The 26,452-nt window shown below is 54.4% G+C and carries 23 protein-coding genes; 12 read left to right on the top strand and 11 right to left on the bottom strand.

The window, feature by feature from the left end; genetic code table 11:
* Window positions 1–1,072: 1,072 nt before the first annotated feature.
* Window positions 1,073–3,934 (bottom strand): primase-helicase family protein, encoded by a 2,862-nt coding sequence (locus C8N36_RS06815; protein ID WP_097804003.1) that lies wholly within the window; start codon window positions 3,932–3,934, stop codon window positions 1,073–1,075.
* A gap of 735 nt (window positions 3,935–4,669) precedes the next feature.
* Window positions 4,670–4,987, bottom strand: coding sequence for a helix-turn-helix domain-containing protein (locus tag C8N36_RS06810; protein ID WP_097804004.1), 318 nt, complete (start codon window positions 4,985–4,987; stop codon window positions 4,670–4,672).
* A 223-nt stretch (window positions 4,988–5,210) separates the two neighbouring features.
* Between C8N36_RS06810 and C8N36_RS06805 the strand changes: the two genes are divergently transcribed.
* The 4 genes from C8N36_RS06805 to C8N36_RS06790 all read left to right on the top strand — a co-directional run bounded on the left by C8N36_RS06805 (window position 5,211) and on the right by C8N36_RS06790 (window position 8,940).
* Complete coding sequence (locus C8N36_RS06805; RefSeq protein ID WP_097804005.1) at window positions 5,211–6,332, top strand: tyrosine-type recombinase/integrase; 1,122 nt, start codon at window positions 5,211–5,213, stop codon at window positions 6,330–6,332.
* Between the two features lie 272 nt (window positions 6,333–6,604).
* Window positions 6,605–6,901: a virulence factor gene (locus C8N36_RS06800; protein ID WP_097804006.1), complete on the top strand. Its 297-nt coding sequence runs from the start codon at window positions 6,605–6,607 to the stop codon at window positions 6,899–6,901.
* 29 nt (window positions 6,902–6,930) lie between these two features.
* Window positions 6,931–7,869 carry a methylenetetrahydrofolate reductase gene (locus tag C8N36_RS06795; RefSeq protein WP_097804152.1) on the top strand — a complete coding sequence of 313 codons (939 nt, stop codon included), beginning with the start codon at window positions 6,931–6,933 and terminating at the stop codon, window positions 7,867–7,869.
* A 3-nt stretch (window positions 7,870–7,872) separates the two neighbouring features.
* The gene (locus C8N36_RS06790) at window positions 7,873–8,940 is read left to right on the top strand and encodes a methyltetrahydrofolate cobalamin methyltransferase (protein WP_097804007.1); all 1,068 of its coding nucleotides are present in this window, start codon (window positions 7,873–7,875) and stop codon (window positions 8,938–8,940) included.
* Between the two features lie 77 nt (window positions 8,941–9,017).
* Here C8N36_RS06790 and mfd read toward each other — a convergent pair whose 3' ends face one another.
* Window positions 9,018–12,479 (bottom strand): transcription-repair coupling factor, encoded by a 3,462-nt coding sequence (gene mfd, locus C8N36_RS06785; protein ID WP_097804008.1) that lies wholly within the window; start codon window positions 12,477–12,479, stop codon window positions 9,018–9,020.
* 129 nt (window positions 12,480–12,608) lie between these two features.
* A complete protein-coding gene (locus tag C8N36_RS06780; protein WP_097804153.1) occupies window positions 12,609–13,130 on the bottom strand; it encodes a component of SufBCD complex in 522 nt (173 codons plus the stop codon).
* 148 nt (window positions 13,131–13,278) lie between these two features.
* Between C8N36_RS06780 and hemB the strand changes: the two genes are divergently transcribed.
* Together hemB and C8N36_RS06770 are read left to right on the top strand one after the other, a co-directional pair.
* Window positions 13,279–14,277 (top strand): porphobilinogen synthase, encoded by a 999-nt coding sequence (gene hemB, locus C8N36_RS06775; protein ID WP_097804009.1) that lies wholly within the window; start codon window positions 13,279–13,281, stop codon window positions 14,275–14,277.
* A 147-nt stretch (window positions 14,278–14,424) separates the two neighbouring features.
* Window positions 14,425–14,979, top strand: a complete 555-nt coding sequence (locus C8N36_RS06770; protein WP_097804154.1) for a lipid-binding SYLF domain-containing protein — start codon at window positions 14,425–14,427, stop codon at window positions 14,977–14,979.
* A gap of 65 nt (window positions 14,980–15,044) precedes the next feature.
* On the opposite strand, the gene C8N36_RS06765 is transcribed toward C8N36_RS06770, so the two are convergent.
* Window positions 15,045–15,314, bottom strand: coding sequence for an usg protein (locus C8N36_RS06765; RefSeq protein WP_097804010.1), 270 nt, complete (start codon window positions 15,312–15,314; stop codon window positions 15,045–15,047).
* 191 nt (window positions 15,315–15,505) lie between these two features.
* On the opposite strand from C8N36_RS06765, the gene gyrA reads away from it, so the two are divergent.
* A complete protein-coding gene (gyrA, locus tag C8N36_RS06760) occupies window positions 15,506–18,280 on the top strand; it encodes a DNA gyrase subunit A (RefSeq protein ID WP_097804011.1) in 2,775 nt (924 codons plus the stop codon).
* Between the two features lie 117 nt (window positions 18,281–18,397).
* Complete coding sequence (locus tag C8N36_RS06755) at window positions 18,398–18,748, top strand: DUF6614 family protein (RefSeq protein ID WP_097804012.1); 351 nt, start codon at window positions 18,398–18,400, stop codon at window positions 18,746–18,748.
* A 40-nt stretch (window positions 18,749–18,788) separates the two neighbouring features.
* Here the strand turns inward: C8N36_RS06755 and C8N36_RS06750 are convergent, their stop codons facing one another.
* Both C8N36_RS06750 and ctaA read right to left on the bottom strand, forming a co-directional pair.
* Entirely contained in the window at window positions 18,789–20,264 is a 1,476-nt protein-coding gene (locus C8N36_RS06750) for a carboxypeptidase M32 (protein WP_097804013.1), read from the bottom strand.
* A 2-nt stretch (window positions 20,265–20,266) separates the two neighbouring features.
* Window positions 20,267–21,412: a heme A synthase gene (gene ctaA, locus C8N36_RS06745; RefSeq protein WP_097804014.1), complete on the bottom strand. Its 1,146-nt coding sequence runs from the start codon at window positions 21,410–21,412 to the stop codon at window positions 20,267–20,269.
* Between the two features lie 200 nt (window positions 21,413–21,612).
* On the opposite strand from ctaA, the gene C8N36_RS06740 reads away from it, so the two are divergent.
* Complete coding sequence (locus C8N36_RS06740) at window positions 21,613–21,945, top strand: SH3 domain-containing protein (protein WP_097804015.1); 333 nt, start codon at window positions 21,613–21,615, stop codon at window positions 21,943–21,945.
* Between the two features lie 80 nt (window positions 21,946–22,025).
* Here C8N36_RS06740 and C8N36_RS06735 read toward each other — a convergent pair whose 3' ends face one another.
* The gene (locus tag C8N36_RS06735; protein ID WP_097804016.1) at window positions 22,026–22,772 is read right to left on the bottom strand and encodes an RNA methyltransferase; all 747 of its coding nucleotides are present in this window, start codon (window positions 22,770–22,772) and stop codon (window positions 22,026–22,028) included.
* Between the two features lie 112 nt (window positions 22,773–22,884).
* On the opposite strand from C8N36_RS06735, the gene C8N36_RS06730 reads away from it, so the two are divergent.
* Window positions 22,885–23,271, top strand: a complete 387-nt coding sequence (locus C8N36_RS06730; protein WP_097804017.1) for a TfoX/Sxy family protein — start codon at window positions 22,885–22,887, stop codon at window positions 23,269–23,271.
* A 57-nt stretch (window positions 23,272–23,328) separates the two neighbouring features.
* Complete coding sequence (locus tag C8N36_RS06725) at window positions 23,329–23,946, top strand: thiamine phosphate synthase (protein WP_097804018.1); 618 nt, start codon at window positions 23,329–23,331, stop codon at window positions 23,944–23,946.
* Window positions 23,947–23,956: 10 nt separating this feature from the next.
* Here C8N36_RS06725 and olsA read toward each other — a convergent pair whose 3' ends face one another.
* From olsA to C8N36_RS06710, 3 genes are all read right to left on the bottom strand, one after another.
* Complete coding sequence (gene olsA, locus C8N36_RS06720) at window positions 23,957–24,790, bottom strand: lyso-ornithine lipid O-acyltransferase (protein ID WP_097804019.1); 834 nt, start codon at window positions 24,788–24,790, stop codon at window positions 23,957–23,959.
* Entirely contained in the window at window positions 24,787–25,530 is a 744-nt protein-coding gene (gene olsB, locus C8N36_RS06715; RefSeq protein ID WP_097804020.1) for an L-ornithine N(alpha)-acyltransferase, read from the bottom strand. Before olsB ends, olsA begins: the two co-directional genes overlap by 4 nt.
* A gap of 104 nt (window positions 25,531–25,634) precedes the next feature.
* Window positions 25,635–25,817 (bottom strand): DUF3553 domain-containing protein, encoded by a 183-nt coding sequence (locus C8N36_RS06710; RefSeq protein WP_097804021.1) that lies wholly within the window; start codon window positions 25,815–25,817, stop codon window positions 25,635–25,637.
* A 29-nt stretch (window positions 25,818–25,846) separates the two neighbouring features.
* Between C8N36_RS06710 and C8N36_RS06705 the strand changes: the two genes are divergently transcribed.
* Window positions 25,847–26,452, top strand: a complete 606-nt coding sequence (locus tag C8N36_RS06705) for a histidine phosphotransferase family protein (protein WP_245910743.1) — start codon at window positions 25,847–25,849, stop codon at window positions 26,450–26,452.

The following is a 26,452-nucleotide window of genomic DNA, read 5'->3' as shown; positions in this document are numbered from 1 at the left end:
CTAAGAGGTCTTAGGGCGTTGCGGCGGATATCCTGACCGACCGTAGGCAATCGGGGGATGTGGGGTGGTAGGGCCTTGCAGGCTTGGTCCTTGCCCCCTCGCTTCGAAGCATAGCTGAATAGAGCGGCGGAAACCTTGGGGCGCTGTAGGGTTCGGGTCCGGTTGGGGATGTCTACTTGTCACGGCTTGGCTGGGGGTGGCTCGGTAGCTACGGGTTGCATCCTGAGCATGTGGCCTTGTTCACCGGACGGTAGGCCTCTGATACAGGGCGGATAAGAGGCTTGAGAGAGGCCTTCTAAGGTCGGCGGGGGGGCGTAGGTCACTCGAAAGCCGAAGCGGCTAAGAGCGGCGCTTATATCGGCCTGCATATCGGGCCTAGGTCGGCGGACTTCGGCCTTGGTTCGGATAAAGATAGAACTGGCGATAGTATCACAGTAGGCTTCGGATAGTGGCCGCGCGCGTTGGCGGCGTCCATTCGGATTGAATTGAAGCGCAATCCACAAAAAGAGGTTCGCCCTTAAACGGGTTGGGCCTCTTTTTTATTTACGGGTCGGAATGTTTGGTATAGCCTAAGTCTAAAGGTCACCTAGCGGTGGCCGTTGTGCGTTCTAGGATCGCGGTGGGTTACTAAATCACTGAAAAGGTTACTTCTAAAAACAAAGTAACCCAGAAAGTAACCCAGCTTAACTACCTGAAATAATTAGACGAATTGCGGATTGGGATACGGGTTACTTGAATCACCCACTGGATGCCTGCACGCCCTTGCACGCCCTCCCCCCCAAAAAACCCTTATTATTATATTTTTATATATCCAGTACATATATTAAGTAACCTATAACCCATTTAGGATTTCCCCCTCTCTTATCAGAGGGTTAGGTTGGGTTACTTTCTGGGTTACTTTGTTTTTAGGAGTAACCCTTTTGTGATTTAGTAACCCACTTCCGAAGTTCCCAGATAATTCAGCGCATTACGTTGTTGCTCAAAACAAAAGCGGGCGGGGAATTGAATCCCGCACCCGCGTTCAACCGTCAACCGGCCTAAATCCTTTCACCCGAAAGGGACCATTATATCACTAGAACGGTTCGTCATCCTCAATATCAGGCTGTCCTTCATAGTTGACATCACCCCAAATCGTGACATCGAGACCATACATCAACCGATCCGCCCCAATTGCATTTTTCAAAACTGACCAAGGGACACGGCCAACCTTCAATTTCCACTTCTTCACCACAGCTTTACTAGGGGACGGGTGCGGCTCGTACAGCATCTCTTGGGGGTTGACCTTAATCAGCCCCTGCTGCTCTAATTCATCCACAATTCCTTTCGGCAAAAGCAGAACACCATACTTCCTTACCGGCACCGTTGACCCATCGGGCTTTTGGATTTCACGATTGGCTCTCATGTAATTCGGCAAACTCGGATTGTTCTGGTTCGCTCGGCAGCTATACAGCCCCGCGCTCGAAATGGACTTGCCGAGGTTTTGTGGACGGAGTTGGGCAATCGACCCATCGCTAAGGCCATGCTTCCTTCCGTGTCGGGCGATGCTTTCGTAAAGAGTGTCAGAGAAGTAGGCCCGCTCATCCTTTCCTGTTCTCTCTTCAATCACCGCCCTCAGCGCCTCTGTGGCCCTAAGAACAACAGCCGAACCGGATTGCGCACGGGTTTCGGCTTTGGAGGAAGTCCAAGGGGCCTGTTTACCGCTCGGCAGGTATTTAGGCTTGCCCAAATCACCAATCGCTCCACCATCCCCCCGCGTTTCGGAAGGCACATCATCACCACCAATCCCAATCTCAGCCGCCAACCAATCCGGCAGATTTTCGTAGTTTTCAGCGATCCAAACAAGGTGGCCGCGCCCTACCCCATTCGCATAATCCCTTATCTCCGCAAAGTTCCTCAGTTTTTCTTCACCAGAACCGGCAATAAGCCACCGCCGATCCCCATCATTAGACAACATAACTGCCGTCGCATATTGGCTGGTGCAGTATAGGGTCGCATGGTTCTTCACAGCGCGGATGTGTCGGTTCTTCGGATTGACCTCAAGTTCCCCCGCCGTGATCACACTCTTCAACAGGTCGGCACGGTCTTTGCTCTCTTTATTCGGCAGGTCATCGATGTTAACCATCACCTTATTAACCATCCAAGTCCGGTGTTCTGAGCCTAAGTTGTCAACATTGGGCCGAGACACCATCCCAAATCCCAATATTGGCGCAATCCAAACATCCATCAGCATGGATTTGCCCGTCCCTTGAACCGGACCATGAATAAGCACCGCCGGTATCTTCCAGTCTTGGTGGGCTATCGCCGTGGCAACCCAATTCCAAATCTGTAGCCGTTCCCACGGATTAGGAAGCAGGTGCTCAAAATACCTCACCAGAGGGGCGATATCTTGTGGGGTTTTAGGCTCAACAGGCTCCACTCTTCGGGGTTGCCAGTGGTTAACCAACCGCTTCCCATCCTGACTGATTATCGCCGGTTTATGTGGGGAAAACTCATACCCATCATAAACCCCAACACCATTCCTGCGAAAAGACGGGGCAAGGCCGTTCGTGGTGGGTGCCCGATCATCAAACGTCCGTTCAAACTCCTTTTCTTTTTTTTTTTTGGGGGCAGCGGACGGGTCTTGAAGGTCTGTAAATTCGTCATGCTGCTTCACGTACCCCCAATCATCAATGGACTTCGGGATATAGGTCGCTGTTTTGCTGCCTGTGGCGACCTGTGTAATCTTCCGCAATAAGTTTTTTGGGTTCAGGTGGATTGCCGGATCAAACTTCTCCACTCCCTCTTGTTGGCGATAGTATTTCTCACCAGCAGCCGCCACATCCGACAACCCATCCGCAATATCCCACCCATTCGGGAAGTATTCAGGAAAGTCGAAACGGAAAACCTGCCTCCCTTTTAGGGCCGGAGCCATCGAGATGTCTTTTGCGGCACCAACACCGGACGCATCCGCATCGTTCGCAACATAGATCGCACCAGTTCCATCTTTCATCGGCTCCCAGTTGATCCGGTGTGAGACGTTGGTTCCCCCGATAAAGGCCCGCAGAACCTTACCTTGGAGGAAGTCATACCATGGGTGTCGTTCTGCCTTGTCCTTGTCCACCCCGTATTTCTCTGGAAAGGCGATCATCAAAGCCCCTGCCAGTGCCTTAGCACCTTCAAAAAGGACAGTATCGCGGCCCTTGCCACCACCCTTGACCAAGTTCAATTCTTCAGTATCAACCCGCCAAATCCCGTCGCTAAAGGGTCGATAGTGTTGGCAAATCTTTCCCCCATCAGCCTTCTTAACGCGAAACTCAATGGCCGTTATCCGGCCTTCAGCATCGACAACCGGCACCGCGCATCGGTCTTCACCCAGAACCAGTCGCGGCCAATTTTCCAGCGAGACAACAACCCCAGACAACCAATCAGGTATCCCATTGCCCCCGCCTTGTTCGATGTACCATTCATTTTCTTTGTGATTTTTCAGTACAAAGGGTGAACAAAGCTCAGTCGGCTCAACCGAAACCGGCACCGGCAGCATACCCTCTGCCTCCAGCCCCATTACCTCACCATACATCGCCTTCAGATCATCGTCCGAGGGCATCAATTCCTTCAGGTCTGCCGCTGTTAGGGGGCTTCTGCGGGGCTTGGTGATCCTTATCACCCCTTTGGCATTCTTTGGGTTCTGGGGGAACCGCACTTCGGCCAAGGCCACCGGATATCCCGACCCATCGTCCGCACCGCGAATAACCGTAATCCGAAGCCCCTCAACCACCGCATCATTATCCATCAACCACCGCTTGATTGTTGGTGATTTAAGAAGGGGATTATTGTCTTTGGCTCGTTGTTTTTCCAGATCAGCCATTGCCATCTCAGTCAGCTTATCTAAACTGACACCGTTGCTGTATTGGTTTCTTTCCTTGATATCTTCACCAAGATCACTAAATCCACCCATGGGATGTTCCTTGTCTTGCAATAAATAATCTGGGCGATAACCACCCAAACCCTATTGAAAGAGCCAACCCGCATTTTTCCCTTTGAGAAACCAACTATCTGAGATATAAAGATATCAGGTTCGTATGTTGGTTTTTTTTGGGGGGGTGTCGGCTTGGGTCGGCTCCCCTCTTTCTTTACGCTACTGCCATTCCAGAATACGGCAAAGATATTTCCGAATGAATTCGGAAAGCCCTTCAACTTTTATCCTGAAACCAGAAAGCGATTATTTAAGACATATCAACATCCCGTTCTAATTTTTTACATTCCGCCGCGCTCACTTTTATCTCCTTCAATTTATCAAAACCGGATATTGATTCAACCCCGATATTTGAAAGCCGTTTCCGCCCAGATTAGTTTATAAAAAAAGTCGTTAACCATTTTCAGCCTCGACATTTTTCTCCAGAATTATTCGATATCAGCCCACAGACCGCCAAAACCTACAAAAACCGTCAGCCTTCCGAATCAGATCAGCAGCCTTCCGAATTAGACCCGCGATTGATGGTGATTCTGTTTGGTGGGCCGACCTAAGCTAAAAGGTAACTGAAGCCTTGGTTTGGCTTTTAAAGACGATCAAAATGCTTTATATTCCAAAGCGTTGATATATCTTTCAGTCAACTTTGTTATGGCGTGAGTTGGGTCGGGCCATTTCATCAGAAGCGGGCCTTTCGGGGTCCGCTTTTCGCTTATGGCAACATCACCCGTTCGCTTGTGTCTGGGATGTTGCAAACGGCTCAATTTGCAGAGCCTCTATCTCAGCCATGAACCGTTCCAACTCGCTGCGCGGGATCACCCAGCGTCGGCCAACCTTCAGAGCCTTCAGCCTTTTTTGCCGGATCAGGGAGCGGATGCTGTCTTTCGACAATCCGACTGCTTTTCCGAACGAAGTCGCACTGTAGGTAAGCGGACCATCCACTTTTGCCACTTTCGCTGTTGCTTCGCTTGATTCACGTCCACCTCCCGTGATTGGGTCGTTGCCCATGAGAGTGTCGGGCTGGGTTGGGTCTTTGGTCATTATCTCTACCTTCTGGTGTCGTTTGACGGAAACGAGCCTAGCGGAAAGAGATTAATGGGGAAACCCCTCTTTACGAAAAAAGTTATGTATAACAGGTCATTAGATACAATATAAAGGCTTGGGCTGATCCAAAACTCATGCCGTACTGTGGTTTATTGTCGCGCCCATTTGCCGAGTTCAATATCTAAGATATATCGACCCAAACGAAGAAAGATTTAGGCCCATGGCTTACACGGCGAAAAGAACCCCGCGCGGAAAAGATGCTTACTATTTGGCCTGTTGGCGGGCCGTTGACGCGAACGGAAAGACCACAGTCCAATACGAACGCTACACCGGCCCAAACGGCAAAAGAGGCGCACAGAAGCTGGCGACCTTGCGCGAAGCCGAAGCCGAAGAGGCCCTCCTATCCACAACCGTCAAAGACCGGATGCCGGTGGACATTTATCTAAGGGACGTTTGGCTCCCTCGCATAACTGTCGGTGATTCCCGTTATTCAACAGCCGTCAACCGTGAGCTAACAGTCCGCAAGCTGATCGAAGTCCTAGACATAAAGCCGATTGGCGACATCACAGCTATGGATTTCGGCACCGCCCAGATCAGAATGAAACAGCATGGGCTTGCCTCTGTAAGCACGAACCAACGCATGAAAACCCTAAAGCGGGCGATGCGCAACGCGCATGAGTGGGGCCTTATCGAGACACGGCCTTGGGAGGGGGTTAAGCCCCTACCCCTGCCTAAAGCCCCGCCACGCGTCGTATCGCTTGCAGACGGGCTTAGGGCGGCTGATTATCTTCGGGACAAGGGAAACGACGCCACAGCCGATCTAATCGTGGTCTTAGCCCACACCGGTTGTCGGTTGTCGGAGGCGCTAGGGCTACACTGGGAGGATGTAAACTGGGAAGCTGATACGATCAAGATTTGGCGGATCACGGCCTTTTTTAAAGACCCTGTGCGGCGTGTGGGGATTAAGGAAGGGACAAAAACTTCGGCAAGCCGACGAACCTTGCCCATGTCGAAGTCGGTTCGGGAAATCCTTGAGCGACGAAAAGCGGCATCGAACAATGACCTCGTTTTCCCGTCCTTTGTCGGGAAGCCTCTGTCGTCAGCAATGGCATCCGCCCGCATCGCCAAAGCCTTTAAAGCGGCAGGAGTAACCGGCACCGCCCACGGGTTGCGGCACGGATTTATTACACGGCTCTTAGAACGGGGGGTGCCGCTGAACCGCGTTTCGAAGCTGGCGGGCCACTCTTCAACGAACACCACAGCAACGACATATCTCGCTTGGGCTGACGAAGATGAATCAATTGCGGACATGCGCGCGGTCCTAGAAGATGAAAAGCTGTAAGCGGATTGTAAGCGGATTAGGAGGATTTAGACGCTTTCTAGCGATATTCGATCCGATAAACGTCATAAAAACAAGGGCTTGGTTTAAAATCTAACTTCCGACAAGGTTAATCTGGCTCATGTTCTTCGTGAAAACTTCGACAGTCCACAGCTGTTTAACATTCCCGGCGCAGGCTCTACCCTGTCGCGGATGGATTGGCACAAGTCGAAAACCGACGGCGAATGCCCCATTCCCACGGCTAGGGTCAGTCAGGAACAAGAGGAATCACCACCATGCCAGATATCACAATCGTCTATTGGCGCGACATCCCCGCACAGGTGATTGTGGGCAAAGGTCGCCGCGCAGCCAAGATACAGTTGCCTGAACGTTTCGAACAGGCCATCGACCGCGCCGCCATGAAAGGCGGCGAAATTGATGCCGACGCGTATTTGGCAGAATGGCGCAAAGTGGCCTCTGGTTCCGAAGAAGGTGATCAAGCTGAACTGGCTGCCAAGACGGCCACCGGTTTGGACACAGACTATGACCAAGAGCGTCTGAAAACGCTTATCGCAAATGACGGTTGGGCGTAAAACCGACCATGCAGTTGAGGGAGGCCATCATGGCTCTGTTGAATTTCCGCAAGCGCGACGACAAACCTGTCGACGGCCCACGCAACGAAAACCTAGAAGCCTTCATGCAAGGTTATTCCATCGAGGTGATGCCGCGCACGGCGTCCAAGGTTGAAAATTTCCGCGATTTGCTGCCTGAGGGCACACGCATCTATGTTGCCCATATCGAAGGCACCCCAATCGAAGAAATGGTCGCCACGGCCAAGCGGATCGCGGACGAAGGTTATTCCGTCATGCCGCATTTTCCAGCCCGTATCATCAAAGATGCGGCGACTTTGGAAAACTGGATCGCAATGTACCAAGGCGAAGCTGGTGTTGAGCAAGCCTTGTTGCTGGCGGGCGGCGTGGCAGAGCCGCATGGCGATTTCCACAGTTCAATGCAGTTGATGGAGACAGGCCTTTTTGACAAAGCCGGTTTCAAGCGCCTTCATGTCGCTGGCCACCCCGAAGGCAACCGCGACATCGACACCAAAGGCGGCGACGCGGTGGTCATGGATGCCCTCCGCTGGAAGCAAAAATTCAACGAGACCACAGATGCCGAGATGGCCCTTGCCACGCAGTTCGCCTTTGACGCCGATCCAATCATCGCTTGGGCAGACCGGCTGGCAGCTGAAGGCATTGATATCCCGATACACATTGGCATCGCTGGCCCTGCCAAGCTCCAAACGTTGATAAAATTCGCCATCGCTTGCGGTGTTGGCCCGTCGCTCAAGGTCTTGCAAAAGCGCGCGATGGATGTGTCCAAACTGTTGCTGCCCTATGAGCCAACCGATGTATTGACCAAGCTAGCCGCGCACAAAGCCAAAAACCCGGACTTTAACGTTGAGCGCGTGCATTTCTTCCCACTTGGCGGCATCAAGACAAATGCCAAATGGGCAACTGACAATGGCGGCCCTGCGGCTGCCCCCGCTTCTGATCTTCAAGGATAAAGAATGACCCGTACTATTATTGAATCCAAAAGCAAAACCGCAATCATCGGTTTTGATCAGCCCTTCTGCGTGATCGGCGAACGGATCAACCCTACAGGGCGTAAAATCCTGAATGCGGAATTGGAAGCGGGCGATTTTTCCCGCGTCGAAGCCGATGCCATTGCCCAAGTCGCCGCTGGTGCCACGGTTTTGGACATCAATTCCGGCGCGGTGTTTTCCAACAAGATGGCAGAAGACCCCCGCTATGCGGACAATAACTTTGTTGAGCCGGAATTGATGCGCCAGTTGATCGAGCGGGTCCAAGCCGTCACAGATTGCCCGCTTTGTATCGACAGCTCTGTTCCCGGTGCGCTGGAATCCGGCCTTGCCGCCGCCGAAGGCCGCCCCTTGCTCAATTCCGTCACCGGCGAAGAAGAACGTTTGGAACTGGTTTTGCCGCTGGTCAAAAAATACAACGTTCCAGTTGTCGCGATTTCCAACGATGACACCGGCATTTCCGAAGATCCGGATGTACGTTTTGCCGTTGCGAAAAAGATTGTCGAACGTGCCGCAGATTTCGGCATTCCAGCGCATGACATTGTGGTTGATCCGCTGGTTATGCCAATTGGCGCGATGGGCACTGCCGGTCTGCAGGTCTTTACCCTTGTACGCCGCTTGCGCGATGAACTGGGTGTGAATACAACCTGCGGCGCGTCGAACATCTCGTTTGGTCTGCCCAACCGCCATGGCATCAACAATGCATTTTTGCCGATGGCAATGGGCGCAGGAATGACGTCCGCGATTATGAACCCGATCGCCCTGCCCGTCGGCCCGAAAAAACTGGCTGAAAAGAAAGCAGAAGTCGAAGCCGCAGGCATCGTTTTGCCCGAAGGTTTGGATGACGAAGCCTTTTGCATCCTGTTTGGCCTTGGCAGCACCAAAGCCAAAGCTGGAAAGGAAATGGAAGCCATTCGCGCAGCCAACTTTCTAACCAACAACGATGAATCTGGCGGAGAATGGATCCGGTTCAACAAAGCGCCCGGCGAACTTGGTGGGCGCGGCGGACGTGGCGGACGTCGCCGCCGCGGGTAACCCCCCCATAAAAAAAACGCCCGCCTAATCAGGCGGGCGTTTTGTTTTCAAGCTTTGGGTCCCGAGAATACTGAAAATCACTTAACCCGTTTCTTGATCTTTCCAGCGGCTTCGGCCAGATCGCGGGCAATGGCAAACGCACCTTGAATCTTGTCTTTGTCACTGCGCCAGTCGCGCCGGACGATGATCTTGTTATCCTTGATTTTAGCCGTATCACCCTGCGCCGCCATAAACGTCACCAGACCTTCCGGCTTGGCAAATTTGTCGTTGTGGAACTGAACGGTCGCCCCCTTTGGTCCGCCATCCAGCTTGGCAATTCCGGCACGCTTACACATCGCTTTGATGCGGACGACCAACATCAAAGTATTTACTTCACGTGGCAGTTTCCCAAACCGGTCGATCAATTCAGCTGCAAACCCTTCCAATTCGACCTTGGTGGTCAGCGAGGACAAGCGGCGATACAGCCCCAAACGCACATCCAGATCAGGAACATAATTTTCTGGGATCAGAACCGGCACACCCAGATTGATCTGCGGTGCCCATTGGCCATCATCATCCGTGAGGCCCTCCATCTTGCCAGATTTGATCTTGGCGATCGCCTCTTCCAACATGGATTGATACAATTCATAGCCAACATCGCGCATCTGGCCGGATTGCTCTTCGCCAAGCAAATTGCCCGCGCCCCGAATATCAAGGTCTTGCGACGCAAGGCTAAAGCCTGCCCCAAGCGTATCAATCGATCCCAAAACCCGCAGACGTTTTTCCGCCGTCGTGGTCAGTTTAGCGCGCGGTTTGGTGGTTAGATAGCAATACGCGCGGGTTTTTGAGCGCCCGACACGGCCACGAATTTGATAGAGCTGGCTCAGCCCAAACATATCCGCCCTGTGCACAATCATCGTGTTCGCCGTCGGAATATCGAGACCGGATTCAACAATTGTCGTGGCCAGAAGCACGTCATATTTACCGTCATAAAAGGCATTCATCCGTTCATCCAGCTCGCCCGCCGCCATCTGGCCATGCGCCACCATATAGGTGATTTCGGGCATCTGCTCTTTTAGGAATTCCTCGATTTCGGGCAGGTCCGCAATGCGCGGCACCACATAGAACGACTGACCCCCTCGGTAGTGCTCGCGCAGCAACGCTTCGCGTATTGTGACGGCATCAAATTCGGACACATAGGTGCGGATCGCCAAACGGTCGACGGGCGGTGTGCCAATGATTGACAAATCCCGCACGCCGGTCAGCGACAGCTGCAACGTGCGCGGGATCGGTGTTGCGGTCAAAGTCAAAACGTGGATGTCGGATCGAAGCTGCTTCAACCGTTCTTTGTGCTGCACACCAAAGTGCTGTTCTTCGTCGATGATAAGCAGCCCGAGCCGATCAAACCGAACCCCTTTGGCCAGTAGTGCATGCGTGCCGACCGCGATATCAACTGTGCCGCGGGAAATCCCATCGCGGGTCATAGCGGCCTCTTTCGTGCCGACAAAGCGCGACAGCGGCGCGACCTGTAGCGGAAAGCCCCTAAATCGTTCCGCAAACGACCTGTAGTGCTGGCGCGCCAGCAAGGTTGTCGGCGCAATCACAGCGACCTGAACCCCAGACATTGCAGCGATAAAGGCCGCACGCATCGCAACTTCGGTTTTGCCAAAGCCAACATCACCGCAAATCAAGCGGTCCATCGGCTGGCCGGAATGCATATCCTCCATCACGTCATTGATGGCGTTCAACTGGTCATCGGTTTCCTGATACGGAAAACGCGCCGCAAAACTTTCGCTGGCCCCCATCGGTGGGTCCATAACCGGCGCGGTTCGCAGCGCCCGTTCAGCAGCAATCCGGATCAGCTTGTCCGCCATCTCGCGGATACGTTCCTTGAGCTTGGCTTTCTTGGCTTGCCATGCACCGCCGCCCAAGCGGTCCAGCAACCCTTCGTCATGGCCATAGCGACTAAGAAGTTCGATATTCTCGACCGGCAGATACAGCTTGGCCGCCTCAGCATACTCAATAGTGATGCATTCATGCGCCGCACCCGCTGCCGAGATGACCTCAAGCCCCAAGTAACGACCAATACCGTGATCGACATGCACAACCAAATTGCCGGGGCTCAGGCTTTGCGTCTCGGTTAGGAAGTTCTCGGCTTTGCGGCGTTTGCGCGGGGCGCGGATCAGCCGATCACCCAGAACGTCTTGTTCTGAAATAACGGTGATCTTGCCGTCATTCCAAGGGGCCTCAAACCCCGCCTCAAGCGACCAAACCGCCAGATGCAACCCGTGTTTGCCGATCCGCGCACCATTGGATAGCGGGATCGCTTCGGCCAGTCCTTCGTCTTCGATCAGCCCTGTCAGACGTTCACGCGCCCCTTCGGAATACGATGCAATCAACACCGGACCGGCGGACATTTTCACCTTGATGTGATCGGCCAGCGCGCCAAACAAACTGATGCTTTCTTGCTGTCGCTCGGGGGAGAAATTGCGACCAATACGCCCGCCTGCGTCCACAACACCCGGACCGGAGGCTTGCGGCAGCGGATGAAACTGCACCACGCGCCGCCCGTCAATTGCTGCCTCCCACGCTGCATCATCAAGATACAGCAGCCCGGGTGGCACCGGTTTATACACGCTGCCCATGGTCTTTTTCTGGGTCAAAGCATGAGTGCGCGCTTCGTATTGATCCTGGATGCTATCCCAGCGCGCCAAACGCGACGGAGTAAATTGATCATCGAGCAGCAGTGGCACATCCGGCAGATAATCAAACAAGGTTTCGAGACGGTCATGGAAAAACGGCAACCAGTGTTCGATGCCCTGATGTTTGCGCCCGGCACTGACCGCTTCGTATAGCGGATCATCTTTGACCGAAGCGCCAAATTCGATGCGGTAGTTTTGCCGAAACCGGGTGATCGCGGCTTCGTCCAAAATCACCTCCGAGACAGGAGCCAGTTCGATGTAGTCCAGCTTTTCTGTGGTGCGCTGGGTCGCGGGGTCAAAGCGCCGCGCGCCGTCCAACACATCCCCAAAGAAATCAAGCCGCACCGGCCCGCCATCGCCGGGCGGAAAGATGTCAACAATGCCTCCGCGAATGGCGTAGTCGCCGGGTTCGGTCACTGTCGGCGCTTGGCTAAATCCCATCCGCACGAGAAATCCGCGCAGGGCGTCCTCGTCCACCCGGCCGCCCACATTGGCAACAAAAGCCGCTTCGCGCAGCACATCTCGTGCTGGTAGTTTTTGGGTAACCGCAGACAGGGTGGTCAGCAAGATATATTGCGCCGGCATGCCGTGCAAAAAACCCGCCAAGGCCGCCATCCGGGCCGACGAAATATCGGCATTGGGCGACACACGGTCAAAAGGCAAACAATCCCAACCGGGAAAGCTGACAACTGGAACATCCGGGGCCAAAAAGGCCAATGCATCGCGCATTGACGCAAGGCGCTTGTCGTCGCGCGCGACATGGATGACAGGCCCGTTGACCTTTGCCATCTCGTTCAAAACCAGCTTGGCGTCGAACCCTTCGGGGGCTCCGCCCATGACAATTTGCTTTTGTACCATAGGGTTCGAAATGCCTTTGTGTGTCGTCCCCGTCAAGCTGCCGCGCGGATTATTTGGCTGTCACGTCACCCACTGCGTAATCCAAGAGCGCGGACGCGCATAATATTACAGCGGTTCGCAGCCTAAGGATCACAGGATGAAGGAGGACAAATTGTGATACATGCCCCACATGGCAGTCAAAAAGATCGACAACATCCCAACCAATTGCGTGGTCATCCGGTGGATTCGCAAACGGCGCCAGAGCGGCTCACCGCTGTTTTCGCCGTTGCGCACTTTGTGAGCGGAATGAATGCTTAGCAGCCCGACAAACGTCAGCGGGAATACCAGCAAGAACACCGCTTGCGCGATTTCAACGCCATAAAACAGTCCCAGAACCACCAGTGCGGACAGCAATGCCGATACCAGCGCAGTCATCCATACTCCGGTTTCCTCAACAACGAACAAAATCCGGTTGGCGTTGATACGGACCAAATCCTCTAGGTCTTGTTCAGCTTGTCCGCCATGGCGCCGCGCCCGTGCCACCATGTCAAAGGGCACGCCAAGCACCCAATGGCTGATGGATGACCATGCAACGGCCAAAACAACCCAATACCAAAGGTTTGAAAACGACCGCATGTCGATGACTTCAAAGACGGTGGTGTACCAGTCCAAAACGCTGCTCTTTCCTTGGGCCCGGCCTGTTTTAGCCTTGGGCGGTTCGCGACCCCGTGGCACGAAAGGCCAAATGGGGCTTGAGACAATTCCCATTCCATGCCACCCAAATGCGACGTTTACAAGGACTTCGCCGAAGGACATCGCCATGAAGCCGACTGTTGCCCCCTTTCCTGCCACACGGCTGCGCCGTCTGCGCCGCAGCTCTTCCATCCGTGCATTGGTGCAAGAAACCACACTGACCCCCGGTGATTTCATCTGGCCGGTCTTTGTGCGCGATGGTGTTGGACAGGTTGAACCCATTGCTTCGATGCCGGGTGTGAACCGCCTGTCTGTTGACAAAGTGGTCGAAGCTGCCCGCGAGGCGCATGCCTTGGGCATTCCGTCCATTTGCCTGTTTCCCTATACCGATCCCAGCCTGAAAACCGAAGATTGCGCCGAGGCATGGAACCCGGAAAACCTGTCCAATCGCGCCACCCGCGCAATCAAAGACGCGGTTCCGGATATAGCAGTGATGACCGATGTCGCCCTTGACCCCTATAATATCAACGGCCATGACGGATTTGTTGAGAACGGCGTGATCGTCAATGACCGCACAGTCGAGGCCTTGGTGAAACAGGCGCTTTCGCAGGCCGACGCCGGTGCCGATATTATTGGTCCATCTGATATGATGGACGGACGTATTGGTGCATTGCGCACGGCCTTGGAAGCCGAGGGCCACCAAGATGTCTTGCTCCTGAGCTATGCCGCCAAATTTGCCAGTGCGTTTTACGGACCGTTTCGCGATGCTGTCGGTGCATCGGGCGCACTCAAGGGCGACAAAAAGACCTATCAGATGGAAGCGGGCAATTCCGACGAAGCCATGCGATTGATCGAACGCGATCTGATGGAAGGCGCGGATATGGTAATGGTCAAACCGGGCATGCCCTATCTGGATATCTGCCGACGCGCCAAAGACACCTTTGGTGCACCCACCTTCGCCTATCAAGTTTCAGGCGAATATGCGATGCTTGCGGGGGCGAGTGAACGCGGCTGGGTTGACGGCGAAAAGGTCATGCTGGAAAGCCTTGTTGCCTTTAAACGCGCCGGATGCGACGGGGTATTGACCTATTTCGCCCCCGCAGCTGCAAAAATCCTGAACGGGTAGCGGGCTTTTGCCCATTGCAGCCCCTTGGCAATGGGCCTGCGGCAAGGCGTGGTGACAAGCTACGTTTTGCTGCGTATAAGAACGCGTAACCGGCGAAAACAGCCGGATCTGAGGCCCCAATCAGGGGCACAGGCAAGGAACGAGCAAATGACCCTTTCGAGACGAAAACTGACTTTGGGCTTGGGCGCTGTTGCGCTTGTCGCAGCGTGTGGCAACGGCGTTGGCAGCCGCAGTGCTTCCATGATTGACGCGCGCGTCGACAGCACCTTGACCCAGCTTTATTCAGACTACCCTTCAACCCAGGATCTGGCCGCGAAATCGGTTGGGATTTTGGTCATGCCTTTGATCACCGAAGCCGGATTTGGCTTTGGCGGCGCATATGGCGAAGGCGCGCTGCGCGTTGGCGGCGGAACAGTAGACTACTATTCACTGGCCAAAGCGTCCGGCGGATTGCAAATCGGCGCACAGCAATATGCGCATGTTTTGTTTTTCATGACCGAAGACGCCTTGTCGACCTTCCGGCGTTCGCCCGGCTACGCCGCCGGAGCAAACATCGAATATGCCACGCCCGAGCGCGGCGAAAAACTGGGTGCGGAAACCACAACCGCGCTGGCACCGGTGATCGCAATTGTTTTCGGCCAATCCGGTCTGCGCCTTGGCGCGACTTTGGAGGGTGTGAAATACACCCGGATCATTCCCTGATCCAACAACCTGCACAGACTGCCACGAGGGGCATGGTGCCCCTCTGGCTTTGGCGACCAACGCAGTCAATGATAGGTAAATTCGCCCACAACATTCCGCCACTCGCCCGGCGAAATCATCTTACGATGACTAAAACGAACCGAATGTAGCGGCCCTTCGATTTCGTCGTGCCAAAAAGAAATAAACCCGAGCAACTTGTCATGATCAGGGGCAAGATCGTAATCTTGCCAGACAAAACTGTTCAGAACATGCGGGAAATCGGGCATGTGATAATAGAGTTCAGCCGTGGTTAAACCATAGCCTTTGAGCATCATTTCCGTTTCTGACATCTGCATGGCGTGCCTCATTTATTTTTGTGTAAAAACATGCTGCGCTGAAAATCTTTACTTTTCAATAAAATCAAACTGTTAGCAGATACACGCCTTGGCTGCCAGACAAGGCAGCAAGGCTGCCATTGCACCCTACATCCTGCATCTGTTATAAAACGTTCAACAATATATGGCAGACAACCGAGTAGGTAACCTACGTGAACGACACGCCAGAAGCACCTGAAGATACAGACGAAAATCCGCCAGTGTATAGCGGGCCTTCCATTTCCATCACGGATGAGATGAAGACCAGCTATCTGGATTACGCCATGAGCGTGATTGTAAGCCGTGCCATCCCTGATGTGCGCGACGGGCTGAAACCCGTGCACCGACGCATTTTGTACCACATGTATGACGGTGGCTATACGCCCGATAAGTCCTATCGCAAATGCGCCAAGCCCGTGGGTGAGGTCATGGGGAACTATCACCCGCATGGTGATAGCGCGATCTATGACGCCCTCGTGCGTATGGCGCAGGATTTTTCGATGTCACTGCCGCTGATCGATGGTCAGGGCAACTTTGGCTCGATGGACGGTGATAGCGCGGCTGCGATGCGTTATACCGAAGCCCGTCTTGAAAAATCGGCGCTGAACCTGCTTTTGGACATCGACAAAGACACCGTCGATTTCCAGGACAACTATGATGGCAAGGAACGCGAACCCACAGTTCTTCCGGCCCGCTACCCCAATGTTTTGGTCAACGGTGCCGAAGGTATTGCGGTTGGGATGGCAACGCGCATTCCGCCCCATAACCTGGGTGAAGTGATCACCGCAGCCCTTGCGCTGATCGAAAACCCTGACCTGACCAGCGAAGAATTGATCGAATTCGTCCCTGCCCCGGATTTTCCGACGGGTGGTATTATTCTGGGCCGGAGCGGCGCACGCAAAGCCTATACCGAGGGTCGCGGCAGCATTGTCATCCGCTCTAAAACCCGCGTTGAAGAGATCCGCAAAGATCGCTTTGCCATCGTCATTGATGAGATCCCGTATCAGGTGAACAAGTCCACCATGATTGAGCGGATCGCCGAAGCGGCACGCGATAAAAAGATCGAAGGCATCTCGCACGTTCAGGACGAATCAGATCGCAACGGCGTGCGTGTCGTGGTCGAGTTGAAACGCGATGCGACGGCCGAAGTGGTACTGAACCAGTTGTTCCGCTTTACGCCAATGCAGACCTATTTTGCCTGTAACATGTTGGCCTTGAACGGTGGTCGTCCCGAACAGCTCAATCTGCGCGGCTTTCTGACCGCCTTCTTGGACTTTCGCGAAGATGTCATCGTGCGCCGAACAGCCTACCTTTTGCGCAAGGCCCGTGAACGCAGCCACATTTTGTGCGGCTTGGCCGTCGCTGTCTCCAACGTTGACGAAGTCGTGGCAACGATCCGTGCCTCGGCTGACGCGGCAGAAGCCCGCGCAAAGCTTATGGAACGCCGTTGGCCTGCTCTGGAAATCCTGCCCTTTATCGCTCTGATCGATGATCCGACCCATAAAGCGAATGAAGACGGCACATATAACCTGTCTGAAACCCAAGTCCGCGCGATTTTGGAACTGCGGTTGCAGCGCCTGACTCAACTGGGTGTCAAAGAGGTGACTGATGAGCTCGAAGAACTTGCTTCGAAGATCAAGGAATACCTTGAAATTTTGGGCAGCCGCGATCGCATCATGTCGATTATCTCGAACGAGATGATCAAGGTACGCGACGATTTTGCTGTGCCGCGCCGCACCGAGATCGTCGATTGGGCCGGCGATATGGACGATGAGGACCTGATCGAGCGGTCCGACATGGTCGTCACTGTCACTGCTGGCGGCTACATCAAACGCACCCCATTGGTCGATTTCCGGGCGCAAAAGCGTGGCGGCAAAGGTGTGTCTGGCGGAGCCATGAAAGACGACGATGTTGTCACAACGTTGTTTGTAGCCAACACGCATACTCAGTTGTTGTTCTTCACCACCGACGGCATGGCATACAAGCTGAAAACATGGCGTTTGCCGCAGGGGTCACGCACCTCGAAAGGCAAGGCAATTATCAACCTGTTGCCGATTCCCGCAGGTGTTTCGATTGCGGCAATCATGCCTGTTGATCGCGACGAAGACGATTGGGACGATCTTCAGGTGGTCTTTGCGACCAGCGCCGGGACCGTGCGTCGCAACAAACTGTCGGACTTCACCAATGTGAAATCCAACGGCAAGATCGCGATGAAGTTCGAAGACGATCACGCCGAAACCAAACTGATCGACGTGCGCATTGCCGAAAACGATGATCACGTCATGTTGGTGACGGACAGTGGAAGGGCGATCCGTTTCCCTGCCACAGATGTACGCGTCTTTAACAGCCGTGCGTCGGTTGGTGTGCGCGGGATCAAACTGCTGGGCGACGACAAAGTTGTGTCGATGTCGATCATTCGCCACTTTGAGGCAACCCCCGATGAGCGCGCCGCATATCTTAAGATGCGCCGCGCTATGGCCGGTCTGGCTGATGACGCCGAATTGCCCGCAGAAGAAGAAGGCAACGCCAATACCCAGCTGAGCCAGGAACGCTATGCCGAAATGTCGGCGGCGGAAAACCTGTTGCTGACCATCACATCCATGGGCGCGGGCAAGCTGAGCTCTAGCCACGATTATCCTGTTCGCGGGCGTGGCGGTATGGGCGTGCAGGCCTTTGACAAAGCGATGCGCGGCGGACCTTTGGTTGCCAGTTTCCCGGTTGAAATGGGTGATCAAATCATGCTGGCCACATCGACAGGTCAGTCGATCCGCGTACCGGTTGACGGCATTTCCTTCCGCTCACGCGGGGCTGGCGGCGTCAATGTCTTCCGGACTGGCAAGAAAGAAGTTGTTGTTTCGGTCGCACGCATTGCCGACCAAGGCGATGAGGACGAGATCGAAGATGCTGAGGTGATCAGCGAATCCGGCCCTGAAGGCGCGGCAGAATAGATTCTGACAGCTTTTGTCTGAAACAAACACCGGCCTTGGCGCGATCCAAGGCCGGTGTTTTGCTTTAAGGGGCTTTCAATCTCTGTCTGGCAAGGTTGTCGTCAAAGGAGCGCTGCGATGAACCTCTATACCTGCATGATTGATCTGAAGAACGACACCAAAGCACTGGCATTTGCCCATGCGGCAGAGCTGTGGCTGGATCACTTGATGACGGAAGGGGTGATTTTGCGCTGGCATCTGTATCGCCGCAAGCTGAACCTTGCTGCAGATTGCTACCGTGATTTTTTGCTACAGATTGAGGTCGTGGATCTGGCGCAATTGGATCAAGCGTTTCGCATGAACGGAGCACAAGATGACAATATCGAACGGTTGTACGGGGCGGTTCACGATCAGATCTTGAAGGCCGATTTCGCACTGTACCGCCCCTTCCCAGATCCAGAACGGGCGGAGCGCATGGCCCTTTTATAGGGCCCAAGGCAGGCAAGGATCACCCTGCCCGCCCCAATTGTTACAACTTGTAAAGGCTGCTGAACTTGCTTTCCAGATAATCGAGCAAGGGCGCTTCGGACGGCGCTTTGCCTGTGGCATGCTCAATCGTGGCGCGCGCTTCTCGTAGACCGCCGTGCTGTTGCAGTTTTTCCTTGAGCCAGCCGGTTGCAGCCGAAGTGTCCCCTTGGGCCAGTTGATCATCCAGATTTGGCACCGCCGCCTGCAAGGCTTCGAACAGGCAACCTGCATAAACATTGCCCAAGGTGTAGGTCGGGAAATATCCGAAATAACCCGCGGACCAATGCACGTCTTGCAAAACGCCGTTCGACGCTTTGTCGACAGCATAGCCAAAGTCGGCCCGAAACCGGTCATTCCATGCGGTTTCCAGATCATCAATGGCAAGGTCACCCGAAATCACCGCGCGTTCGAGATCGAAGCGCAGCAAGACGTGTAGGTTGTATTGGACTTCGTCTGCTTCGGTACGAATATAGCCATTCTTGATCCGGTTCACCGCACCATAGAAAGCATCTTCGTTTGCGACACCAAAATCACCAAACTCATCTCGCATCTGACCATAGAGCCAACCTGTAAAGGCCCGAGACCGGCCAAGCTGGTTTTCATAAATCCGGCTTTGGCTTTCGTGAACCCCCATGGACACACCAGCCCCCATTGGGGTCAGACGATAGGATTGGTCGATGTTTTGTTCATAGCAACCATGGCCAACCTCATGAATTGTCGAGTAAAAACAATTGAAAGGGTCCAACGCCTCGGTGCGGGTGGTGATGCGCACATCATTCCCGCTCCCGGAACTGAACGGATGGACAGCTTTGTCGACACGGCCACGATTGAAGTCATAGCCGAATGTCGCTGCCAGTTTTTCAGTCACCCGCATTTGGCCGTCAGTGGCGAATGATCCTGATAAGCCGGGCACTTCTGGTTGGTCCAAGACCGCTTCGCGCAGGGCGACAAGACGCGGCCGCAAAGCGCCAAACATGGCCTCTAGGTCCGTGGCCTTGGCCCCCGGTTCGTATTCGTTCAACAGCGCGTCATAAGCGTTTCCACCTTGGGCCAAGGCCTCGGCTTCTTCGCGGCGCAGCGCAACGATGTCCTTCAGCACAGGCGCAAAGGCGGCAAAATCATCATCCGCCCGCGCCGTGGCCCAACTGCCATGCGCCTTGCTGATAGCCCGCGCCAATTCGGAAGCGAGCCGTTCCGGCACCCGCAAATTGCGCTCGTAAGATCGGCGGATGAGACGCAGTTGAGATTTTCCGACAGCGTCCAGTGCAGTTGTGTCAATGGACGCCAGCCAATCACCAATGCGCGGATCAACCCGGCGCTGATGCAAAATGCCCTCGATCGCGGCGCGTTCATCACCCCGTTGATCGCTGGCCCCATGTGGCATCATCGTTTCTTGGTCCCAGCTCAACCGGCCTGCGGTTTGGCCAAGCGCCTCTGTGTCACGTTGAAAGGCCATCAGTTCTTTGAATGCCGTCATCGTTACGCTGCTCCTCGGATCGTTTCTTGGATCGGATACCGCGCCGCAAAGCGCGCCCGCAAAATAAGTGCCCATAGCACGACAGCCCCCAACTGGTGCAAAATCGCCAAATGCCATGGTGCGATGTACAGAACGGTGGCGATCCCCAATACTAGTTGCACTGTCAGCATGGCCAGAACGGCGTTGAACCTGAACCGCGTATCCCCATTCGGGGACCGCCGTCCGCGGCGCCAAACCAAAAGTCCAAAGACAATCAAGCCATACCCCAATACACGGTGAAGAAACTGAACCAAGCCAGCGTTCTCGAATAGGTTGCGCCAAATTGGCTCGATGTCAAATGCAAACGGCGGGAAAAACCCGCCTGCCATCAAAGGCCAGTCATTAAAGCTCCGCCCTGCATCAATCCCCGCAACCAAAGCGCCAAAGAGGATCTGCAAAAAGGCGAAATGCATCAGCCCAGTCGACATGGAAAACAGTTTTGGTTCCGCCAAACGGCGCGCCTGCATCAGGTCACGCTCTTCGCGGCCAAGGCTATAGATGAGCCACGCGATAAAGCCCAAAATCACAAAGGCCAATCCGAGATGGGTCGCCAAACGGTATGACGCAACATCCGTCATCTGCCCGACCAGACCAGAGGATACCATCCACCAGCCAACCGCCCCTTGCAGGCCGCCCAATGCCCCGATCCCGAGCAATGGCAGCGTCCAACCGGTTGGAATGCGCTTGGCGATCAGAAAGCCGAAAAATCCAATCGCCCACACCAACCCGATCACACGGCCAAGTTGACGATGCCCCCATTCCCACCAGTAGATAAACTGGAATTCAGTCATCGACATGCCCTTGTTTTCCAACTGGTATTCCGGGCTGCTTTGATACTTTTCGAATTCTGATCCCCAGGCTTCATCGCTCATCGGGGGAAGCGCACCAGTCACAGGGCGCCATTCGGTGATGGACAAACCGCTGTCGGTCAAGCGGGTCAATCCTCCGACGGCGATCATAACAACCACCAATGCAAACAACACCATCAGCCAAGCGCGAATACCGCGCCGTGCCCCGCGTTTACCGGCATCAATCATGCCGCCCCTAGGGTCTGCTGGCTTGACCGCCCCATCCCCGACATCTTCGAACAGCTTGCGTTTTTCAGCCATGAAATCCCGCCATGTCTTAACTCCGTTTGCGCGTGACACTAGTGCCGCCGCGTCCGGCCTTCAACCTTTGACCCTCGGAAAGCCAAAGGTATGGAATACCTTGGTCAGACATTCCTGACTTAGGGCACCGCCAACAATGATGTAGTTTGCATGTACGAATTCAAAACTGCTGCCAAACAATTTTCCAAAGGACCCGACTTATGAAAAAGCTTCTGATTTCCGCCATCGTCGCCGCCTCTGCTTTGACTGCGTCCGCCGCCTCCGCCAACTCTGCCTGGACACAGCACGGTGTCACTCTGAATGCGCGCTCTGGTCCCGGTACAAATTACCATGTGATCGGCAGCTTTCATCCATGCACCAACGTACATGTAGTTGGCCACCAATATGGCTGGACCAAAGTATCCTACAACAATCATTATTATTGGGTGTCGGCAAAGTACTTGCAAAACCATGCCTGCAACAACAGCTACACACCGCCAAAGAAAAAGCACAGCGGCGGCGGATCGGGCTACAGCGGTGGCTCTAACTATTGATAATGTCGCCGGGCCTCCTCCCGTCCCGGCAACCCACCTGCGGATCGGTCATCAGGCCGGTCCGCATTTTTGTGGACGGATCAGTCGCCGCGGTCTTTCCACCGAACCATCTGGCGCAACATCCCATGCAGCATTTGAACATCCGCGCGGGTCAAAGGCATTCTGCTCCACATATTGCGTAGGTTCAGCTTCATGCTTTCGGTTTTGTGTTCCGGATAAAAGAATCCGGCATCATCCATGCGGTCCTCGTAGTGGAGCGCCAGATGCTCAACTTCTTTTCCAGTCGCCCAATCGGTTCCGGCCATAGCGTCCACCACTGGCTCGGCCTCTCCGGCTGCACGTTGCCATTCATAGGAACACAGCAACACACATTGCGCGAGGTTCAGCGAGGCAAATTCGGGGTTCACAGGAACCGAGATAATAGCATTCGCCTGCGCAATATCGGCATTCTCAAGACCTGCGCGTTCCGGGCCAAACATCACAGCAACTTTTTCACCGCGGGCAATGCGCATTTGCGCCTCTTGCATGGCACGCTCGGGCGTGAAAACCGTCTTTGTCAAATCCCGAGGGCGCGCCGTGGTCGCCATCACATAGGTGCAATCCTCAAGCGCGCTTGGCAAATCAGGGGCCAGTTGGGCCTCGTCCAGCAAACGGCCAGAGCCAGACGCCATGGCAACCGCTTTTTCGCTGGGCCAGCCATCGCGCGGGGCGACCACACGCATACGGTCCAAGCCGAAATTCCACATCGCCCGTGCCGCTGCGCCGATGTTTTCCCCCATCTGCGGGCGTACCAAAACAAATGCGGGCTGTGGTTTTCCAGTGGCCATGACGGTCTCCTTGCGTGTCCGCCTGCCCTAAGCTGCCACGGGCAAATGAGCAAGAACCCTTGCCTTTTAGGGGCAAAATTCCGCAAACTGATGCCAATACAAGGGGACAAACATGGCCTATGACGAAGGGCACGCGACAGTGATGCGCGAAGATCTATTTGCGGCCGGGGATCTACCCGGTAGCGAAGAAAAGCGCATGTTCGGTGGGCTATGCTTTTTGAGCTTTGGCAATATGGTGTGCGGCGTTCACAAGGGCGGCGGGATGTACCGCGTTGGACCCGACCGTTATGAAACGGCTTTGGCCTTGCCGGGAGTCGAAGAGCTAAGTTTTACCGGTCGGCCGATGAAAGGTTTGGTCGAAGTCGACGATGATGTGTTGGGGAATGATGACACCCGCAAGGCCTTGACTGATCTTGCAATGGCATTTGCAGCAACATTGCCCCCCAAACCTCCAAAAAAACCGAAACCGGCCAAAGGCACCCAGCGCAAATCGCGATAGCCAAAGGGAATTTCACAGGGTATGACAAGCGTCAAATTGCCCGCAGGATAGCATGTCATGTCAGATCAGGACCGCCCTCAAATCTACCTCGTCACCCCGCCGGAATTCGACCTGAGCACATTCCCTGCCCAGCTTGAAACCGTGTTGAACGGCGCAGAAATCGCGTGTTTGCGCCTGTCACTGTCGACTCATGACGAAGACAAACTGACGCGTGCGGCTGATGCGATCCGCGAAATTGCCCACCGCGCAGATGTCGCATTGGTCATCGATACCCATGTTGTGTTGGCCAAACGGCTGGGGCTGGATGGCGTTCACTTGCTCGACGGTGCCCGGACTGTACGTTTCGCCCGCAAGGAATTGGGCGCTGACGCCATTGTCGGGGCCTATTGCGCCCAATCCAGCCACGAAGGCATGAGCGCAGGCGAAGCCGGTGCCGACTACATTTCCTTTGGCCCCGTCTCCGGATCGCTGGGGGATGGCGAACTGGCCGATCATGAACTTTTTGACTGGTGGTCAAAAATGATCGAAGTGCCCGTCGTCGCCGAAGGCGGCGTATCTGCGGCAGAGGCTAAACAGCTTGCACCAGTGACCGATTTTTTTGCCGTTGGCGAAGAGATCTGGAACACCGACGATCCGCTTGCTGCATTGAATGCTCTTTTAAAGGCAATGGATTAAGTCTAGGCCCTCACCCAGTGAGACGTTGATCATCAAAGCCTTGCCGCACTTGGGATTCCAACTTTGCGGCAAGGCTCTTGCGGTTGGGAAAACTGTCAACGCGCACGGGTGTGTTATACACCAAGGTTACCGATCCATGCCGTGGCTGCGCCAGCATCTTGATCAAGGACGGGGCAAAATCCATATCTCCCCACCAGCCATAAAAACGATCGTCCGCGCCCTCTGGGGCTTTATAAACCACGCTGACCGCTTGCACCTGCAAACTGTGCTGCAGCCTCGGTGAGAAGAACGCCGCGAACAACGTCGATTTGAACGGCAAGACCCGGCAGCTGTCGGTCGACGTGCCTTCGGGGAAAAACAACAAGCGTTGACCATGCATCAACCGGTCTTCGAACATTTCGGTATGAACTTTGGCCTCCCGCCGGTCGCGATTGATGAAAACGGTTCCCGTGGCGCGGGCCAACCAGCCTATCACCGGCCATTTCGCAACCTCTGCCTTGGAAACAAAGTAGATATTTTTCCGGCTGTTAAGCACAAAGATATCCAGCCATGACGCATGGTTGGCAACAATTGCCCCCGGTCCAACCATACGTGGCCCTTTAAGCCGCAGCGGCAAGCCGATCACCCGCAAAGTGATCCGGCACACTGTCTGTGTGATCCATGGCGTCAATGGGCGGTCCATGCCAAACAACGGCTTTTCGATTAAGCGCATCAGCAAAAGCAAGGCCAGCCCGCCAAAAATTACGATCAACAAAACTGGAATACGAAGGACGACTAGTAGCCATCCTAGCGGTGAAATACGGACCTTATCTGGCCATTCACCTTTGTCCCACGTCGGGTTCATTCTTTACCATCCTTACTATACAACTTTCTCTGACGCGCAGTCATTTTGGCCGTATCCATGACCAAACACACATCCGTGGTGTTAAACGCATGATCAATGTAGGCCCCATTCCCGACACAACCGCCCAATCGAAGGTATGCTTTTATCAGGGCAGGTATATCCAGCAGCGCCTGTTTCCGATCAATCTGATCAGGCGAAACAAGATCCATATCTTGAAACACACGGGCCGTGACACAAAGCTCGGGCGGTGCAAGGTGTTTTTGATAAAGCAGCGACAAAGGCTGTGCCAAAGCATTCAGATCTGTGCCATGAAAACTGGCCGTTCCGAAAAGAATCTCAATTTCATGTTCAATGACATAGGTCGCCAAACCTTGCCATAAATGCAGCAATCCAGACCCGCCACGACAATCCGGTGCCAGACAAGATCGTCCCAATTCCAATAACTTACGACCGCTTCTTCGTAACGTGGACAAATCGTATTCATCTTCGGAATAGAACTGGCCAGCTGCCCTGGCCTGATCGTCGCGCAGCAAGCGATAAACGCCCACGACACGGCCATTGTCCTTTAACAACAGATGATCAAAAAACGGATCGAAACGGTCAATTTCAAGACGGTTTTTGTGGTCCACCAAAGGACCATCCCCGCCCAATTCCGCCACGAAAACCTCATAGCGCAGACGCTGTGCCTCGGCGACCTCGGCGGGAGTCTTGGCAAGGCTGGTTGTGAAACCTGCGCTCATTGGCACATCCTGTTGCTCAGCGGTTGCTTGGTTCTATGCAGCCAGAAAAAGATTGGCAAGCTGGGGAACATGGTTAACTATTCAGAAACACTTCACCTGCTATGTTAATCTTCGTAAACTGGGACCAACACAACGCGAGCACCATCAATGACAACTTTTCCCTCTTCGCGAAAATTGACAGTGATGCGCCCACCGACGTTGGATTGTACCTGACCTGTTCCCCAATCGGGCTGGTCGGGATGTAAAACCAGCATTCCCGGTTCCAGTATCGCGTTGAGATCGTTCATTTCCAATTCTCCAAACCTCGGAGCTATCAATGCCCCAACACAGTGAAACACTTGCCACCCTGATTGGGTCGCGCATGTGTCACGATCTTATCAGCCCCATCGGTGCCATCCAGAACGGATTGGAACTAATGGCTATGGCAGGCACAGCAGACACCAGCGCAGAGATGGAGCTGATCCAAGACAGTTGCGCCAGTGCGGCCGCACGCATTCGCTTTTTTCGCGTCGCCTTTGGCCTTGCAGCAGACGCCCAAAAAATGAGCCCGCGCGAGAGCGCCATGACTCTAGACGGGCTTTGCAACGGCACGAGGATGTCTGCATCCTGGTCGCCAAAAGAAGACATGCGCCGTACCGAAGTACAATTGGCCTATCTGACCCATTTGTGCTGCGAATCCGCCATGCCAAAAGGCGGCAACGTGCAATTTGAACACAGTGCAAACGGTTGGTTTATCACGGCCACTGCACCACGCCTGACAGTCATCTCCAACCATTGGGATCACCTGAACGGCACGGCCGAGCTTTTGGAACTCGCTCCCAATCGGGTGCATTTCGCTTTGTTGCCAATACTGGCCGCCGACCGCGGTCACAAATTGCTTGCGACCGCAACCGAGAACAAGCTCAGCATCTCAATTACTTAA

Source organism: Pelagimonas varians (assembly GCF_003208435.1).
Taxonomy (GTDB): domain Bacteria; phylum Pseudomonadota; class Alphaproteobacteria; order Rhodobacterales; family Rhodobacteraceae; genus Pelagimonas; species Pelagimonas varians.
This window is presented reverse-complemented; position numbering and strand designations above follow the sequence as displayed.

Bases quoted from the DNA above. Each gene is read 5' to 3' on its own strand.
- C8N36_RS06815 (WP_097804003.1), bottom strand. From the start codon at position 3,934: ATGGGTGGATTTAGTGATCTTGGTGAAGATATCAAGGAAAGAAACCAA.
- C8N36_RS06810 (WP_097804004.1), bottom strand. From the start codon at position 4,987: ATGACCAAAGACCCAACCCAGCCCGACACTCTCATGGGCAACGACCCA.
- C8N36_RS06805 (WP_097804005.1), top strand. From the start codon at position 5,211: ATGGCTTACACGGCGAAAAGAACCCCGCGCGGAAAAGATGCTTACTAT.
- C8N36_RS06800 (WP_097804006.1), top strand. From the start codon at position 6,605: ATGCCAGATATCACAATCGTCTATTGGCGCGACATCCCCGCACAGGTG.
- C8N36_RS06795 (WP_097804152.1), top strand. From the start codon at position 6,931: ATGGCTCTGTTGAATTTCCGCAAGCGCGACGACAAACCTGTCGACGGC.
- C8N36_RS06790 (WP_097804007.1), top strand. From the start codon at position 7,873: ATGACCCGTACTATTATTGAATCCAAAAGCAAAACCGCAATCATCGGT.
- mfd (WP_097804008.1), bottom strand. From the start codon at position 12,479: ATGGTACAAAAGCAAATTGTCATGGGCGGAGCCCCCGAAGGGTTCGAC.
- hemB (WP_097804009.1), top strand. From the start codon at position 13,279: ATGAAGCCGACTGTTGCCCCCTTTCCTGCCACACGGCTGCGCCGTCTG.
- C8N36_RS06770 (WP_097804154.1), top strand. From the start codon at position 14,425: ATGACCCTTTCGAGACGAAAACTGACTTTGGGCTTGGGCGCTGTTGCG.
- C8N36_RS06765 (WP_097804010.1), bottom strand. From the start codon at position 15,314: ATGCAGATGTCAGAAACGGAAATGATGCTCAAAGGCTATGGTTTAACC.
- C8N36_RS06755 (WP_097804012.1), top strand. From the start codon at position 18,398: ATGAACCTCTATACCTGCATGATTGATCTGAAGAACGACACCAAAGCA.
- C8N36_RS06750 (WP_097804013.1), bottom strand. From the start codon at position 20,264: ATGACGGCATTCAAAGAACTGATGGCCTTTCAACGTGACACAGAGGCG.
- ctaA (WP_097804014.1), bottom strand. From the start codon at position 21,412: ATGGCTGAAAAACGCAAGCTGTTCGAAGATGTCGGGGATGGGGCGGTC.
- C8N36_RS06740 (WP_097804015.1), top strand. From the start codon at position 21,613: ATGAAAAAGCTTCTGATTTCCGCCATCGTCGCCGCCTCTGCTTTGACT.
- C8N36_RS06735 (WP_097804016.1), bottom strand. From the start codon at position 22,772: ATGGCCACTGGAAAACCACAGCCCGCATTTGTTTTGGTACGCCCGCAG.
- C8N36_RS06730 (WP_097804017.1), top strand. From the start codon at position 22,885: ATGGCCTATGACGAAGGGCACGCGACAGTGATGCGCGAAGATCTATTT.
- C8N36_RS06725 (WP_097804018.1), top strand. From the start codon at position 23,329: ATGTCAGATCAGGACCGCCCTCAAATCTACCTCGTCACCCCGCCGGAA.
- olsA (WP_097804019.1), bottom strand. From the start codon at position 24,790: ATGAACCCGACGTGGGACAAAGGTGAATGGCCAGATAAGGTCCGTATT.
- olsB (WP_097804020.1), bottom strand. From the start codon at position 25,530: ATGAGCGCAGGTTTCACAACCAGCCTTGCCAAGACTCCCGCCGAGGTC.
- C8N36_RS06710 (WP_097804021.1), bottom strand. From the start codon at position 25,817: ATGAACGATCTCAACGCGATACTGGAACCGGGAATGCTGGTTTTACAT.
- C8N36_RS06705 (WP_245910743.1), top strand. From the start codon at position 25,847: ATGCCCCAACACAGTGAAACACTTGCCACCCTGATTGGGTCGCGCATG.